Source organism: Brucella sp. GW823-FHT04E01 (assembly GCF_058796175.1).
Window position 1 is genome coordinate 219,869 of record NZ_JBXAIK010000002.1, and the last position, 16,358, is coordinate 236,226.

A 16,358-nucleotide genomic window follows, 5' to 3' on the forward strand; every position below is an offset into this window, starting at 1 on the left:
CTCTGGCGGCCTGCTTCAGACAGATCGTCAAACTATTCCGATCATTCTTCTGGAACTTTACGCACCGGTCGTTGCCAGCGTTCGTAGCAGGGTTGAGAAAGTGAGGGAGCGGTTCGCGTCAGACTGGCTGTCGCTGATGCCGTCGTTTCGCGACAGCGACTTGCGGACATTGCTCGGACTATAGCCAAAATGCTGCGTGAATGCCCGCGTGAAATTGGCTGCCGTATCGAAGCCAAACAGCTGCGCTATGTCGGACACCCTGCGGTTTTCGGATGCATCCGCAAGCATCTCATGTGCTGCAAGCAAACGCTTCTGGCGAATATAGTTGAGTACCCCGCCCGAGCCTTCGAACAGCTGATAGAGATGCGTGCGTGAGATGGCGAGCTCCTTGCTCAGTGCATCGGGCGTGAGTTCACGGGACGTGAGATTTTTCTGGATGAAGCGTCTGGCCTTGGTCATCAACCCCAGAGAAGCCCCGAGAGACGCATTGTGTTCGCTCGCATCGTTTTCCTTTACCAAAGGGGCGATCGTGTCAAATACGATCTGACGCAGGGCGTCGCGCAGCTCCGGCAGGTCTTCGCTTCTGATATGGTCAAGCCCCGCCTGGATCGTCGATACGAAATCGATCAGCAGCTTGGCGCGATAGCCTCCAAGCGTCGCATTGTTGCACGCTTCCGGCATACCGCCCAGACCGGCGAAATGATCGACCGGAATGATCAGCAGCACCACGTCCGTTGCCAGCGCACGACCGCGAAACGGATAACCAAACGAACGGATATTGATCATGCCGGGCTCGTTTTCCGCCACACGATCATCCACCGCCGTCCATGTGCGACCGCTTCGCAGAAAACTGATCTGCCAGTGATCAATCGGGCTGAAACGAACCTTTTCCGCTGTACGTTCATAACTGAATGGAGGAACAGTCTGTTCTATCAGCAGCATGCCGCGCAGATCCCAGACTTTCTGGGTAACGGCAAAACCGTCTTCGGCGTTCACACCATCCGGCATCCGCACATCATAGAGGGGAGCCACGTGCTGTTGCCATGTGGGAAACTGTGCGCAGGGTTCCAGCTCTTCGGTCGTAAAGACCAGCGGGGTCAGAATATTGGTGCTTCGGGCATCTTCTCCAAGGGGCGCGAGTGGAACGCGCACTGACTGGCGGCGCTCCACAAAATCGGGCTTCAGATCACGCGAGGCCTTGTCGCTCGGGGATGTCACGGCAACTCCCTAAACCAACCCGGAGGCTCGAGGCGCGGTAATGGCGACCCAAGCCCTGCGTTGATAGTAGCATTTGCACGTATAAAATCAAAATAAGCTGGAACACTATCAGCCACGTAACCGTTCAGACCGGTAGCCGACGTTTCCTCTTACGCGCCGACAACCCCGCTTTCCCGGCCTTTTCCCAGATTTGGCCGGAAGTGTCGGAGCGCGCAAAACGGTCTCTGAAATGAGTTGATTGCATCCCATTTGATGAAAATTTTCAGGAAAATCCGGCCAGAATATTAAAACGCGTCCGATAGAAAGCACGGTAATAACAACCGGAGGCAATCGCATGAACAATGTATTTGCATATACTGTGCGCCGCGAAAGCTTGAAATGGGCTGCCGCTATTGTCGTTGGACTGTCCGCTTCATTATGCCTGACGGCAGGCGCCGAAGCCAAGGATGCCCGCAAGCAGAAAAGCGAAACGGTTTCCGTTTACCTCGTCAAGTACAAGGTGAATAGCCAAGCGCGCTACAACAAGCCTGCATCGGCCAAGGTCATCAGGGTTTCCGCCACGCAATATGCGGCCGGTACGCCCTATGTGTGCACGCCGAGCGGTTTCGGGCAGAAATCCCGCTGCTTCATCCGCGATTAGAGCACAATCCGACCGGCGTGAAACTGTTTTCGGAATGCGCTCCATGGCATACCGGCTCGCAAGAACTCCATACAGATCAGCGAGCCGGCATGCTTGCCTGGCGATTATCTCGCCTTGGCTTTCATGATCGCCAGTCCCTTGCTAACACGGTCGCCGCGCAGCAGCTTGGCGGCCTCATCGGTCGGGCGTGGCGGATTGTTGCGGAAGACATACCAGCTGCCGCCCAGTGAGCGCTTCTGATAGATGACGCCATCTTTCTCGCGATGGAGGAAGCAGGTCGTATCGCTGCCGCCGCCCATCTTGTTGACCCAATAGGCCTGCAGGCAAAGCTTGCCGCGATTGGTGGCATACCAGCGCCCCTGCCCGTAAGACCACGCCCTGCCTTTCTGCGACCAGGCGATGAAACGATGTCTGTCGGCAGAGAAATAGCCGCCGCCATCCTTCCATTTCCATGACTTACCGGAATAGAGCGCCTCAATCGCGTCGGCTGATAGCGGTGCAGCCGCCGCAGCCTTGATGGCGATCGGGTCCTCGGTTTTCTGTTTCGGCGCCGCATCGGCAGCGCCTGCCAGAAGAAGTACGGACAGCGCCGCACTTACGGTTCTCAAACGGATCGAAAACATTGTCGTATTCCTGTTCAGACGTTGGAGCATTTCCAGCAAAAGTGCGAAGCGGTTTTGCGTGAGGTAAATGCGACATCAATCAAGCGGATGGTTCGCAACCCGCCAGTCGGGCCGCCCGACACCCCGTGGCCACGGATAGACTTCGCGGTCGTTGAAGTAGACGGTCGCAGTCAGCTCCGGAAATTCGGGCTGCGGCTTGTTGGTTTCCTGTGCCCAGGCCCGGACATAGGCGTCGCTCCCTTCATAACCGAGCTCAGCGATAACAATCGGCTTCTTGAAGCCTACCACCCGGTCGTATCCCGGTTTTGTCCGTTCAACGAATGTGGACGCATGTCCCAGTTCCAGCATATCGTAAGGTTCGTAGCCGAACACCGACAGGCCGATCACATCGACATAACCATCGCCCGGATAATAGGCCTCGAGCCCCGCATCTCCCTTCGGCGACCACATATACTTGGCATTCGGCAATGACTTGCGGCAGACATTGACCGCATGCTGATAGGCACGGACATAACCCTGTGCCGACCAGTAGGACCAGGTGAACTGGCCCGTCTTGTCGTCCATTTCCTGCGCCCAGCGAATGGTCACAGGGCTCTTCAGCTTCGAAGCAGCGGAGCAGACGGCGGCCATGTTTGTATCGTAATGCCCCCGCACGATTCCGCTCAGGAGATCATCCGGTGCAACGCGCCAGTCGCGAGCCCATGACCAGGGTTCGACGGTGATCAGCAGTTCGCGGCCCCGTTCCTGCGCATAGGCATCAGCGGTTGACAGGCTCGTCAGGTCCACATCCTCCCACGGAAGGAACAGATGTTCGATGCGGGAATTGGGATCGTTGGTGAAATCCCCGTGCGGATCATAGGCCCCGAACTTGATGGATTGCGGGGTAATGACCGGGCGCTTGTCGTGGAACATGTTGCGGGTGTCGACATTGGCACCCGAAACACCGCTCGCTGCGTAAACTGCGGTTGAAAGCAGCCCACCGCAAAGAATTGCTGTTGCTATTTTGTATGAGGTTTTCATCGCCGCCTCCTTTATTGTACGGGCGATTGGGCAACGGGCAACGCCAGATTCAGCGCTTCCGTTTTGGGCGTTATTGTTTCGATGGAGAGGAGCTTGCGCGCCTCGTCATCCTTGTTTCCGCCGGCATGGCGGAAGACGTACCAGACACCGTCCGGCTCACGTTTCTGATAGATCGTCCCATCGGCGATACGGTGAGAGAAGCAGGTCTTGTTCGGGAAGACGCCCTGAGCCAGATGCCATTTCGCATCGAAGCACATCTGGCCCGACCAGGTGATCCGCCAGCGACCTTCGGCCCATGCCTTGCCCTTCTCGCCATCGACACGGGCGGTGAAACGGCGGTTCTGGCTTTCCATCCGGCCAGCGCCGTCAGCCCACTGCCAGTTCTTGTCGCGATAGAGTAGGTAAAGCTCGGCAGGCGTCATCACACGGGCGCCGTCGGGCAAACCATCTGCCGGAACCGTTGCCGCTCCAGCCGGTCCGCTTAGCCCCGCAAGCAGGACAACCAGCGGCAAGATACATCTGCTCCGATCAGTGTTCCGACCAGATCGGGACCGTTGGCCTTCAAACATCACATGTTTCATTTGAACCTCCCACGACCTTCAGGTTGCGCGCACCCGCCAAGGGTTCTTGCGATTGACGGATGCGCGCGTGCGGCAGAACGTTTGTTGGTCTTGTTTCCTGCCGCAGTTGAACAGGGCGGCCGATTGTCGAAATCCGGAAGCCCAGATTCTCGGCAACCGCCGGTGAAAAGACATTGCGCAAGTCGACGAGTACGGCGTCCCGCATGACCTGTTTCATCCGAACGAGATCAAGCTTGCGGACACTGTCCCATTCGGTCACGACCACTGCCGCATCGGCAGTGCTCAGGCACTCGTAAGGATCGTCGTAAAACTCAACATCGCTGAGAAGACGGCGTGCATTCTCCATTCCGGCGGGATCATAGGCCCGGATGCTGGCACCAAAGCGCTGCAAGGTTTCGATGAGCGGAATGGACGGTGCGTCGCGCATATCATCCGTATCGGGTTTGAACGTCAGGCCGAGGACGGCAATCGTCCGGCCTTCGACACTGCCGCCGAGCGCATCCAGCACCTTCAGCGCCATGCGACGCTTACGCGCTTCATTGACGGTAACCGTTTCCTCGACCAGTCGCAGGGCGACCCCGTGATCCTGCGCGGTGCGCAAAAGCGCTATCGTATCCTTTGGAAAACAGGAGCCACCATAACCCGGCCCCGCATTGAGAAAACTGGTGCCGATACGCTTGTCCAGTCCCATGCCGAGCGCCAGCTCGGTGACATCGCTGCCGACTTCCTCACACAGATCCGCCAGTTCGTTGATGAAGGTGATCTTGGTGGCAAGAAAGGCATTGGCTGCATATTTGATCAGTTCCGATGTCCGGCGCTGCGTGATCACGATTGGCGTCTTTGCGGTCTCAAGCGGCGGAGCATAAAGGGCGACGAGCGCAGAACGAGCGCGCTCATCTTCCACGCCGATGACGACGCGATCGGGCTCGAGGAAGTCGCGGATCGCGACACCCTCACGGAGGAACTCCGGATTGGAAGCAACAGAGAATGTGCCGGGTCGGCGCACCGAGCCGATGATCTTCTGCACCACATCGCCTGTGCCGACCGGAACGGTGGACTTGACCACGACGACACTATGGTCTTCGATCAACGGCGCAAGCTCGCGAGCGGCCATATAGACGAAGGACAGATCGGCATCGCCGTGACCTGCCCGTGCCGGTGTGCCGACGGCGATGAAGACAAGCTCCGCGCCCTTGACAGCTTCCGCCAGATTGGTCGTGAAGCTGAGCCGACCAAAGGCGAAATTGCGCTCCACCAGCTCGTCCAGTCCCGGCTCATAGATCGGCACGATGCCGCGCTCCAATCGGACAATCTTCTGGGCGTCCTTGTCGACGCAGACGACCTCGTGTCCCCATGCCGCGAAGCACGTGCCACTGACCAATCCGACATATCCCGTACCGATGACAGCGATCTTCATAATCGTCGCGCCTTTCCCGCTAGTTCGTTCCACTGGCGGTATTCGTGCGCCAGCGTGGATTGAAAATTGTCCTGTGGACGTCACGTCCGCCTACACCGGCACCGGCAACCGAGAATCGGTCGTCAAATACCGTGAAGCTTTTCGTGCCCCAGCTCAGTGCCTCGATGCCGTCGCGTCCGCGCTCGACAGTGGTAAAGCCGGTCAGCGCGACCAGCGCCGTAAAACTGCATGCCATTGCCGGTCGATAGAGGCGGCTCGTCATCCGCACGTGATTTTCGCGTGTGTGCTGGATCACGATCATCGCCATCAGGAACAGGTAGAAACACGCATTGATGATGGCGAAGATGAAGAAGCCTCGCGTCTGATCGGCACCGCTGACCAAGAGGACAGGCAGAATGGACAGACCGGAGATCAGCGCATAGGGAGCGATCACCCGCAGTGGCACCGGATCGACCTCGGATGAGCCTTTCGGCGTGACACGAAAATCGACAAAGGAACCGGTCAGCCAGTCACGGAAGGCTGCAAAGGTTCCAGCCAGAACCCAGGGCCACCGCGCCAGCAGGAACAGCATCGCTTCCCAGCTGAAAATCCTGCCGTCGACAGGGCGGAACGTCTTGCTCGACCGCCACCAGAATGCCAGCGCCAAAATCACGAGCGATTGCGGCATGAAGTGCATCAGGAAAGCGGGATAGGTGACGCTGACGAAATTATCGCCATAAGCCAGAATGGCTATCGGCAGAACGAATGTCAGCGCCAGAAAGAAAGCATAGAGAGGATACCAAAGCTGCGAGAACAGAAACTGGATCTTCAGGCGCAGTGGCAACCGACCGATCAGCTTCGGCGTATATTGCAACAGGATCATCACGAGGCTGCGCGACCACTGGAATTCCTGCGTCACAAGATCGGCAAAGGTGCGTGGACCGTCGCCATGGGCGATGGCATCCAGCGCATGAACACCCCGCCAGCCATGCGCGTTCATGAACAGGGTCGTGGAATGATCCTCGGCCAGTTCCGGCCCAAGACCGCCGATCTCCTTCAGCGCTGCCGTGCGTACCGCATAATGAGAGCCGATGCAGACCGGGGCAAAGCCTCCGTTGTAACCGGCCTGCAGCGAGCCATGCATGCTGGCTTCCACATAGAGACGCCCGCGGGCCGACCAGCTTTCATGCGCATTGCGATCACAAATGCTTGGCGCGGAAACATACCCGACAGCGGGATCAGCGAAGGGCCGCAGCATATTGAAGAGATAACCCGGCTCAGGCACATGGTCGGCATCGAGCTGCGAGACGAAATCATAGCGCTCATAGCCATAGTGATCGTAGAAGAAGGCGAGATTGCCTTCCTTGCACCGGGTACGGCGCGGCCAGGTCTGCCGATGATAGTCGGCACGGCCCTTGCGTGTGGAAACGAACACGCCATGCTCACGGCACCAGGCAAGTGTCGAGGGTGAAGGATCCTCATCGGCAAGCCATGTATCGTGCGGCACATCCTGCGCCAGCATGGCGCGCAATGTTTCAGCCACCACCTCGAAAGGCTCAGACGGAGCCTTGGTGACGACCATGGCGACGCGGCTTCCGGCGGGGATGCGAAGCGGGCCTGTCGGGCGCGCTGCATGGAAGAAAATAGTGATGAAATAAAGCGGCAGGATCGTGATCCAGGCCAAGAGTGCCGTCACCAGAATGGAGCCGAGCAGATGATTGTGCTTCGCGCTGATGAACCACCATTGCCAGAAATAGGTGATAGCGAGCGCCCACAGGATGATGCCCACCACATATTCCACCCGCTTGCGGCCAGTGAAGATGGGCGCCAGCAATGGTTCCCTTTCGCCGTTGTCGCCGTCAATGGCCGGATGAAATTCGCACCGTGTCATGTCCGCATCTCCAGACCAAAGAAGGGCGCAGCCGTGCGGATGATCGTGTCGAGATCGGAATGGAGCGTGCGGAACCCAAGCTTCGCTGCCGCTTCAGCCGGGTCGGCATAAAGCACCGGCGGATCGCCAGCCCGGCGCGCGCGCATTTCGACAGGCACCTTGCGTCCGGTAAGCCGGTCTATCGCATCCACGATTTCCTTGATGGATGTTCCGCGCCCGGTTCCCAGATTAAGGACCAGATTGCCGCCGCCATTCAGCAGATGCTCGACCGCAAGCACATGCGCCCGCGCCAGATCAACCACGTGAATATAGTCGCGAATGCAGGTGCCATCCGGCGTTTCATAATCGTCGCCATAGACTTCCAGACAATCCGCCATGCCCGCCGCAGCCAGCATGGCGCGCGGTATCAAATGAGTTTCGGGATCGTGCTTTTCGCCCAGTTCGCCATCCAGATCAGCACCGCAGGCATTGAAGTAGCGCAGTGCCGCATAGGGCATGCCATAGGCTGCCGAATAGTCGGCCAGCATATGTTCCGCGATCAGCTTTGTGCGTCCGTAAGGGTTGATCGGATTCTGCATTTCGCCTTCGCGGATCGGCAGCACATCCGGAATGCCATAGGTGGCGCAGCTCGACGAGAAAATAACCGCGCGTCCACCTGTCAGGCGGCTGGCCTCCAGAACGGACTGGATGCCGCCGACATTGTTGCGATAATATTTTGCGGGGTCCGTGACGGATTCACCCACATAGGCCGAAGCCGCAAAGTGGATGATGGCAGCCGGATCGAAGGTTCTGATAGCAGCGATAAGCTGTTCCTGCGAAAGCGTGTCGCCCTCGACAAACTCGCCCCAGCGCACGGAAGACCGGTGGCCCGTCGACAGGTTGTCATAGACGACCGGCGAGAATCCGCTCTTGTGCAGAAGCTTGGCGGTATGGCTGCCAATGAAGCCGGCACCACCGGTGACGAGTATATTTTGCCGGGTCATCTCGCCACCTCGAAGAGCTCGCCCGATGGTCTGACCAGCTGGCGTTCAAAATAGGCGATCGTCTGCTTCAGCCCTTCGACAAGTGCAATCTGTGGTTCCCAGCCAAGTTCACGCTTGGCGAGCATGATGTCCGGGCGCCGCTGGCGCGGATCATCAGTTGGCAGCGGGCGATAGACGATGCGCGAGGACGAATTTGTCAGCGCAATGATCTGCTCGGCCAGCTCACGCACAGTAAACTCGCCCGGATTGCCGAGATTGACGGGCTTCTGAACCTGGCTGCTCATCAAGCGGCTGAAGCCTTCGATCAGGTCATCGACATAGCAGAAAGAACGGGTCTGCGAGCCGTCGCCATAGATGGTGATATCTTCACGCTTGAGGGCCTGAACGATGAAGTTCGATACGACACGACCATCGTCGGGCCGCATGCGCGGGCCATAGGTGTTGAAGATGCGCACGATACGGATATCGACGCCATACTGCTTGTGAAAATCGTAGAACAGCGTTTCGGCCGAGCGCTTGCCTTCGTCGTAGCAGGACCGGGGGCCGAAAGAGTTCACATTGCCCCAATAGGCTTCCGGCTGCGGATGCGTTTGCGGATCGCCATACACTTCCGAGGTTGAAGCCTGAAAAATCCGAGCCTGATAATGCGCGGCAAGTTCGAGCAGATTGAGCGAGCCAATGACGCTCGTCTTCATCGTGTGCACCGGATCGGCCTGATAGTGCGGCGGCGAAGCGGGGCATGCGAGATTGTAAATCTCATCCACCGGCAGATCGATCGGATTGACGATATCGTGGCGCACGAAGCTGAACGTGTCGTAACGCAGGAGATTGCGCAGGTTCTCAAGCCGCCCCGTCGAAAAATTATCGACGCAGATGACGAAGTTTCCTTCGTTCAAAAGACGTTCGCAAAGATGAGAACCGAGAAATCCGGCACCGCCTGCTACAAGAATGCGCCGTGTTGACATGCGCTCTGCAGATATACCCGATGATCTGAAGTTTATACTCACGAGAACCTCCAACGCTACTTCTTCACTTGCGTGATCCGGAAAAAAGCAAAGAATTTCCCTCAACGCACCCGAATAGAAGCGCGCCGGTCGGTGTTTTTCGATTGCTTTACTAGATGATTGAAGATAGCCGGGCTGAAGTCTTGAGTCGTTAGCGTAGAATCCGGAATCTTATCCTTGCGTCCATTTTTGAAATGGAGCGATTTCTGTTATCCGGTGCTTTCGTGCTGCTGTGAATGCGCTATTTCGCGCCATATTTCAGAGCATGTCACCCATAAGGGAAACCGCTTTGGGGAGGCATGTTCTAGAGCATAATCCGACCGGAGTGAAACGAGGATCGATAAGATTATGCTTGAAATATAATAGGTTAGAGCGCAGGCCTGATTGAATCAAATCTGCGCTCTAACGCAGAATATCGGACAGACGCTTCTGTTCTTTTTCGACGCGCTCGAGATTGAGGCCCGCCAGAAGATCAAGAATATGGGTCTTCATCAGGGCCGCAGCGTCGTCGCTCCTGTGCTCTTCGATGGCATCGACCAGCGCGTGATGCGCGTCGCTCTGGCAGGTCGTCTCGCGCCGTTCCCAATAGAGCGAAATGATGAGCGAGGAACGCGGCAGCAGATCGCCGACAAAACCCGCCAGGATCGAGTGTCCCGAAATTTCGGCCAGATGCGTATGGAAAAGCGCCGACAGCATGATCGCCTCGCTGTCGCGTCCGGCATGAAGGGCTTCATGCTCGTCATGGAGATGCTGGCGCAGCTGCTTGACCTGCTGGGGCTTGATGACCTTCGCCGCAAGCGAAGCCACCTCCGGCTCGATCAGCAAGCGCGCCTCGAACACTTCGCGCGCTTCCTCGCGCGAGGGTTCGGCAACGAAGGCACCGCGATTGGGTTCCAGACGCACCAGCCTGTCATGCGCCAGCGCCTGCAGGGCGGAGCGAACAAAGGCACGGCTGACGGAATAGATCGTCGCCAGCTCGTCCTCCGGCAACTTGGTGCCCGGAAGCAGACGATGGCTGACGACCGCCTCGCGCAAGCCGTTATAGACCGGAAGCCAACGCACATTCCCGCCGTTTTGGTCTGTCATGTTCGTCGCAGCCAGGTTCATCATCATCCAGTAGAAGCTGTTCAAATGGCAGATGCAATCGGTCGATACTGCATCCGCAAATCCTCTATCAATTTCCTTACATATCGAACACAGGTCCGGCGAGTGTCAACAATGTCGCGAGTTTTGATGCACAAACCCGACTGAAATCATCTGAACGTCAATTCTGGGGCGAAAAAGGTTCAAAAATACCTTGAAAATCCTTCATTCGCGGCAGCTGATAGCCACCCAGTTTCGATGTTTTCAAGCCGAGACCGACAAGGCTTTCACACAGTTTCACCGCACAGGTCACGCCGTCGATGACCGGCAGCCCATGCTCTCTGGACAGAGAAGCAGCAAGGTCGGCCATGCCCGCACAACCAAGCACAATCGCTTCGGCATGGTCTTCCCGAATGGCCTTCGCGATCTCGTTCGAGACCTTGTTGCGCGCGTCTGATCCCGGAATTTCGAGGTCAAGCACGGCCACGTCGCTGGCCCGAACACGGGCGCAACGTGACATGAGACCATAGCGGGACAGGTTATGCTCGATTGCAGGCACCGAACGCGACAATGTGGTGACAACGCTGAACTTTCCGGCAATCAGGCTTGCCATGTGAAAAGCCGCCTCGCCGATGCCGATCACCGGCATGGTTCCGGCACAGCGCGCTGCATCAAGGCCGGTATCGTCAAAACAGGCAATGACGCAGGCATCGGCGGTCGGGCGCTTCTGCATTTCCCCGATCATGCCGGGAATGGCAAAAACCTCATCGAAATATCCTTCGATGCTCGGCGGACCGTCGGCGGGATTGCTCGCGATGATTGTCGTGCCGGCACCTGCCACGCTGCGTGCAGCCTCGCCGATCTTGTGCGTCATCGATGCAGTTGTATTGGGGTTGATGACAAGTATTTCCATTTTCCTCGAACCATCGAAATATTTGTTTTCGTTCTGGATGGTCCAGAGCGTCTTTCGGACGCTCTGCCTAGTCTGCGATACCGGCGGTCAGATTTCCCCGCCCAGATAGAGTTTCGTGACGCGATCATCCGTCGCCAGTTCTTCCGAATTGCCGGACAGGACGATCTTTCCGGTCGTCAGAGCATAGGCGCGCTGCGAGATGCGGAGCGCCATGCGTGAATTCTGCTCGACCAGAAGAACGCTCACCTTTTCGTCGCGGTTGATGGCGACGATGGAGCGGGCGATATCCTGCACCAGTTTGGGTGCGACCCCGAGAGATGGCTCGTCCAGCAGCAAAAGCTTCGGTTTGGCCATGAGCGCGCGCCCAATGACCAGCATCTGCTGCTCGCCGCCGCTCATTGTGCCTGCGGCCTGCGAATAGCGTTCCTTCAGGCGCGGGAACCGCCCCAGAACCATCTCCAGCGTGTTGGCGATATCCGCCTTGCTGGAACGGGTGAACGCCCCCATCATCAGATTGTCGCGCACGCTCATATAGGGAAAGACGCGGCGGCCTTCCGGTACCATGGCAATCCCCATCTTGACGATCTCGTCCGACCGGGTGCCGTCGATCCGGCGGCCCTCATAATGGATTTCGCCCTTGCGGATCTTTTTCAGCCCCGTGATCGCCCGCAGGATCGAGGATTTGCCCGCACCATTGGCGCCGATCAGCGCGACTGTCTCTCCCTCCTGAACGCTCAGCGAAACGCCTTTCAGCGCATAGACGTGATCGTAATAGAGTTCGGCATCGGAAACTTTGAGAAGCTCTGCCATGGTCAATATCCAATCGTTTCGTCTTCTGCGCCGAGATAGGCTTCGATCACCTTCTCGTTTTCCTGGATCTGTTTCGGCGTTCCTTCCGCGATCTTCTGGCCGAAATTGATGACGACGATCCGGTCGGAAATATTCATCACCGCCGGCATGTCATGTTCCACCAGCAGCACCGTGACACCCCGGTCACGGACCGCCCGCACCATTTCCACCGCCTTGACGGTTTCGTCATGGTTCATCCCGGCAAAGGGTTCATCCAGAAGCAGGATTTTCGGCTCCGTGGCGAGACCGATGGCGATGCCAAGCGCCCGCAAGTGACCATGCGGCAGGTTCTGCGCAACCTCGTCCCGCTGCTTCCACAGGCCGAGAAACTGCAGGATTTCGTCGGCAGAGCGTCCGAACTCCTCCTGATCCCGGCGAGCAAGGCTTGACCCCACATAACAGCCGAGGAAACTCGCCTTGGCGCGCAGATGGTGGCCGACAATCACATTGTCACGCACTGTCATGCCCTTGAAGATCGTCGTTTCCTGGAAGGTGCGCACCACGCCCTTTCGCGCCACGATATGCGGTGCCAGACCGGAAATGCGCTCACCCTTGAAGCGGACTTCCCCGGAGGTGGGCGTGAGAAATGAGGCGATCAGCTTGAACAGCGTGGATTTACCCGCGCCATTCGGCCCGATGACCGACAGGATTTCCTTTTCACGCACCGAAAAGGAGACATCGTTGACCGCCACCAGACCGCCGAAACGTTTGGTAACGCTTTTGACTTCCAGAAGATCGCTCATGATCCTGCTCCCTTCTTTCCGGTCAGTCTGAGGCTGAGAAGCCCGTTAGGCAGGAACAGCATCAGGATGATGAGAACGCTGGAGAAGATCAGAAGCTGGAACTTGCCGGTCTGGAACAGGAAGTCCCAGCCGAAATAGAGGACGAAGGTTCCAATGATCGGACCGAAGACATAGCCAAGCCCGCCCAGGAAGCAGTTGAGCATGAAATTGACCGAGTCCGTGACGGTGAAGCTCGACGGATAGATCGACTGCGAGATCGCCACGAACATCGCACCGCCAAGCCCGCCGAGGAAGGACGAGATCGCATAGGCCAGCACACGCAGATTGGTGATGTTGACGCCAATCGACGAGGCAAGCTCCTCATTTTGCTGCAACGACTGGCAAAGACCACCGATGCGCGAATTGATGAGGCGATAAAGCCCCGCGAAGCACAGCACCATCAGCACAATGGATACGAAATAGAAGGCCGCGCGCGGGTTCTGCAATGTTGCGAAATCCGGCAGGATGGTCAGGCCGAAAAGCGATATGCCACCCGGCATCGGAATGCTGACCATGCCCTTGGCGCCATTGGTGATGGGCAGCGCCATCGCCAGAAGACGGGCAACTTCGGTCAGAACCAGCGTGACCATGGCGAAATAGACGCCGCGAAGCCGCAGGATCGGAATGCCGATCAGGATGCTGGCGAAAGCGCAGAACAGTCCGGCCAGAGGAAGCGTCAGCCAGAAGGAGACGCCATATTTCACCATCAGGATCGCCGACACATAGCCGCCCATAAGAGCATAGGCACCCTGGCCGATATTGATGCGACCTATATAGAAGGTGAGCCACACCCCGCCACTGACGATGGAGAGAAGCGCCACCGAAGTGAGCGTATAGTAAAGGTCGTGCCGTCCGGTTGCCTCGATCAGGACCGGAATACCGATGAAGATGAGGGCCAGAAAGGCGGCAACGCCGATAAGCTTTGTTGTCTTTGTCATGATTGCCCCCTCAACCCCACGGCTTGCCCATGAGCCCGTTCGGACGGATGCTCAGGAACACCATCAATGCGGCGAAGATGACGAGATAGGTGATGTCGCCATAGGAGCGCAGCACCGTCAGCCCGACGGATTCCATCATGCCGAGGATGAAGCCGCCAGCAATGGCACCGCTCACGACGCCTGCGCCGCCGATCATCACCATCATGAAAGCCTTGATGGAGATGGCACCGCCGATGCCGGAATTGACGCCGGTAATCGCGACCAGCAACCCGCCCACCAGACCTGCAAGCATTGCCCCCAGCGCGAAGCCGATCATTGAATAACGATCGACATTCACACCCATCAACTGCGCGGCCACGCGGTCCTGGGCAAGTGCGCGCATGGCGCGACCGGGTTTGGTGTATTGCATGAAAAGAACGAAAGCTGCGATGAAGACCACGGCAAGCACACCGATCAGAATGCGGTCATAAGGCATGATCAGGCTGTCGGAGACGAACACGCCATTGACGATCTTCGGCACGCCGCGCTGCTTTTCACCGAACAGAAGCAGGATCACCGCATCCAGAAAGAAAGCGACGGCCGCAGCAAGCAGCATCGTGCTTTCATCGCGCAGACTTCGCTTGATGACCGGCCGGAAGAGAAATTTTTCGATCAGCGCACCAACGATCATCAAAGTGACCGCGGAAGCCAGAAGAGCGACAACAAACGGCAGGCCAAGCTGTCCGTAAACCGTATAGGTGACAAAACCGCCCAGCACATACATCTGGCCGTGCGCAAAATTGAGGACGTTCATGAGCGCGAAGATCAGCGTCAGTCCCAACGCGATCAGTGCATATTGCGCACCCAGATATAGCCCATTGGCTATCACTTGTTCCATGAAGGCAGACTCCCTCGTGCGAAGTGTCGAGCAAACTGCAAGGCAGGCCCAAAACTCCGTGACAGTTCCTGGAGCATTTCCCGTTTGGGATGAGCCATTGGAAACGCTCTAACTGTTTGTTTTAACGCGCATCTTATTCCGAAAACCGCTTCGCACTTTTCGGGATGCGCTCTAGCGATTGGGAGGCCCGAAGCAGAAGTACCCCTCTTCCACTTCGGGCTTTTCACAGGCCTATCGGTTAATCGACCTGGCCGACGAAAAGCGTTTCAAACTTGCCGTCCTTGTATTCTGTCACAACCATCGGAATACCGAGCTGGCGCTTCTGCGTGAAGGACGAGGTGCCGACATAGGTCAGCTTGGAACCGTCGCCATCGCCCTTGACGAAAGGATTGGGCGCGGAGAACGTGTCCACCGTCTTCTTGAATTCCTCGACATTGTCGACCGCAGCCGGGTTGGCCTTCAGCGTCTCGACAATGTATTCGAGCGCATAGACCTTGGTGTTGGACTCGTCATTATATTCGCCATAGGCCTTGGTGTAACGGTCGACGAATTCCTTCATCACGTCGGATGCGATTTCAGGCGTGGAAGCGCCACCCACCGAGATGAAGCCATTGGCGAGTTCGCCTGCACCTTCTTCCAGAACCTTGGCGTCCTGCGCGGTTTCGGTGGAAATGAAGCCCTGATAACCAAGCTCGCGCGCAGCGCGGATCAGCAACGGCGCATTGCCCGGCGCAACGCCCGACAGAACCAGCAGGTCCGGCTTCTGCATGACAATCGGCGTCAGAACAGGCGTGAAGTCGCGCGTATCGTTCTGATAGGCGTCGTTGGTGGAGACGACTTCAAGACCGAGCGCCTTGGCTGCCTCGATACCGCTGTCGCGCTGGCTGAGCGGATCGGATTCATTGGCCGCCACAAAGGCCACCGTCTTGATGCCTTTGTTTTCCTTCAGATATTTATAGATCGCTGGGCCGGACTGATAGTTAGCAATCATGCCGAGAACAGCATTGGACGCTGGTGGCGTATAAAGTTCCTTCGGGAAGGAATAAGGGAAATAGATGATGCCCTTGGCTTCCGCCACCGGGCGGACGGCAGCGGCGCCGTCATCCACATTCGGACCCACGACGTAGTGAATGCCTTCCTGTGCCATCTTTTCCATGCCGGCGATGGCGCGCTTCGGGTCTTTCTGGTCATCGAAGGTAACGACTTTGATCTTGTAGGTATCGTCGCCAATCTTCACGCCGCCCTGCTCGTTGAGCCAGTCGGCACGAACCTGCATCGAGCGAACATTGGATGTGCCCCAGGCCGCCGCAGGGCCGCTGGTGACACCGACGAAACCGATCTTCAGCTCCTTGTCCGCTGCCTGGGAGGCCGACGCGGACATGAGCGCAAATATAGAAACGGCGCCTAGCGCCGCAGTCTTAACAACTGCGCGTCTATTGATCATTTTAGTTCCCCTTACTTAGCTTTACCTTTCCCTCATTTGGCGGAGAAAGGATATTCAAGCTAAACACGCGTTCGAAATATTGTCAACAATCCGAATATTTTTAATGAACGATCTTG

16 protein-coding genes are annotated in these 16,358 nt (G+C 57.4%); 1 reads left to right on the forward strand and 15 read right to left on the reverse strand.

What is annotated here, in order from left to right:
* Nucleotides 1–57: 57 nt before the first annotated feature.
* Nucleotides 58–1,218 (reverse strand): helix-turn-helix domain-containing protein, encoded by a 1,161-nt coding sequence (locus AC1RHM_RS06520; protein ID WP_036588186.1) that lies wholly within the window; start codon nt 1,216–1,218, stop codon nt 58–60.
* A gap of 334 nt (nt 1,219–1,552) precedes the next feature.
* On the opposite strand from AC1RHM_RS06520, the gene AC1RHM_RS06525 reads away from it, so the two are divergent.
* Nucleotides 1,553–1,858, forward strand: a complete 306-nt coding sequence (locus AC1RHM_RS06525) for a hypothetical protein (RefSeq protein WP_010660582.1) — start codon at nt 1,553–1,555, stop codon at nt 1,856–1,858.
* Nucleotides 1,859–1,962: 104 nt separating this feature from the next.
* Here the strand turns inward: AC1RHM_RS06525 and AC1RHM_RS06530 are convergent, their stop codons facing one another.
* From AC1RHM_RS06530 to AC1RHM_RS06595, 14 genes are all read right to left on the reverse strand, one after another.
* Nucleotides 1,963–2,481, reverse strand: coding sequence for a DUF995 domain-containing protein (locus tag AC1RHM_RS06530; protein WP_029928707.1), 519 nt, complete (start codon nt 2,479–2,481; stop codon nt 1,963–1,965).
* A gap of 75 nt (nt 2,482–2,556) precedes the next feature.
* On the reverse strand, nt 2,557–3,501 hold the full coding sequence (locus AC1RHM_RS06535; RefSeq protein WP_010660580.1) for a glycoside hydrolase family 26 protein: 945 nt from the start codon (nt 3,499–3,501) through the stop codon (nt 2,557–2,559).
* An 11-nt stretch (nt 3,502–3,512) separates the two neighbouring features.
* Nucleotides 3,513–4,070, reverse strand: coding sequence for a DUF995 domain-containing protein (locus AC1RHM_RS06540; RefSeq protein WP_376752917.1), 558 nt, complete (start codon nt 4,068–4,070; stop codon nt 3,513–3,515).
* The gene (locus tag AC1RHM_RS06545; RefSeq protein WP_029928702.1) at nt 4,063–5,499 is read right to left on the reverse strand and encodes a UDP-glucose dehydrogenase family protein; all 1,437 of its coding nucleotides are present in this window, start codon (nt 5,497–5,499) and stop codon (nt 4,063–4,065) included. The genes AC1RHM_RS06540 and AC1RHM_RS06545 overlap by 8 nt, the downstream gene beginning before the upstream one ends.
* Before the next feature lie 19 nt (nt 5,500–5,518).
* Nucleotides 5,519–7,369, reverse strand: a complete 1,851-nt coding sequence (locus AC1RHM_RS06550; RefSeq protein WP_029928699.1) for a glycosyltransferase family 2 protein — start codon at nt 7,367–7,369, stop codon at nt 5,519–5,521.
* Nucleotides 7,366–8,352, reverse strand: a complete 987-nt coding sequence (galE, locus tag AC1RHM_RS06555) for a UDP-glucose 4-epimerase GalE (protein WP_166942386.1) — start codon at nt 8,350–8,352, stop codon at nt 7,366–7,368. The genes AC1RHM_RS06550 and galE overlap by 4 nt, the downstream gene beginning before the upstream one ends.
* Nucleotides 8,349–9,317, reverse strand: a complete 969-nt coding sequence (locus AC1RHM_RS06560) for a UDP-glucuronic acid decarboxylase family protein (protein ID WP_010660575.1) — start codon at nt 9,315–9,317, stop codon at nt 8,349–8,351. The genes galE and AC1RHM_RS06560 overlap by 4 nt, the downstream gene beginning before the upstream one ends.
* A 441-nt stretch (nt 9,318–9,758) precedes the next feature.
* Nucleotides 9,759–10,463 carry a GntR family transcriptional regulator gene (locus tag AC1RHM_RS06565; RefSeq protein WP_029928696.1) on the reverse strand — a complete coding sequence of 235 codons (705 nt, stop codon included), beginning with the start codon at nt 10,461–10,463 and terminating at the stop codon, nt 9,759–9,761.
* Between the two features lie 157 nt (nt 10,464–10,620).
* Nucleotides 10,621–11,352, reverse strand: a complete 732-nt coding sequence (locus tag AC1RHM_RS06570; RefSeq protein ID WP_012093691.1) for an aspartate/glutamate racemase family protein — start codon at nt 11,350–11,352, stop codon at nt 10,621–10,623.
* Nucleotides 11,353–11,439: 87 nt separating this feature from the next.
* Complete coding sequence (locus AC1RHM_RS06575) at nt 11,440–12,162, reverse strand: ABC transporter ATP-binding protein (protein WP_029928694.1); 723 nt, start codon at nt 12,160–12,162, stop codon at nt 11,440–11,442.
* A gap of 2 nt (nt 12,163–12,164) precedes the next feature.
* Nucleotides 12,165–12,944, reverse strand: coding sequence for an ABC transporter ATP-binding protein (locus AC1RHM_RS06580; RefSeq protein WP_012093692.1), 780 nt, complete (start codon nt 12,942–12,944; stop codon nt 12,165–12,167).
* Entirely contained in the window at nt 12,941–13,921 is a 981-nt protein-coding gene (locus AC1RHM_RS06585; RefSeq protein WP_010660570.1) for a branched-chain amino acid ABC transporter permease, read from the reverse strand. The genes AC1RHM_RS06580 and AC1RHM_RS06585 overlap by 4 nt, the downstream gene beginning before the upstream one ends.
* A gap of 10 nt (nt 13,922–13,931) precedes the next feature.
* Nucleotides 13,932–14,798, reverse strand: a complete 867-nt coding sequence (locus tag AC1RHM_RS06590) for a branched-chain amino acid ABC transporter permease (protein WP_010660569.1) — start codon at nt 14,796–14,798, stop codon at nt 13,932–13,934.
* A gap of 238 nt (nt 14,799–15,036) precedes the next feature.
* Nucleotides 15,037–16,242 carry an ABC transporter substrate-binding protein gene (locus AC1RHM_RS06595; protein ID WP_010660568.1) on the reverse strand — a complete coding sequence of 402 codons (1,206 nt, stop codon included), beginning with the start codon at nt 16,240–16,242 and terminating at the stop codon, nt 15,037–15,039.
* Nucleotides 16,243–16,358 lie beyond the last annotated feature (116 nt).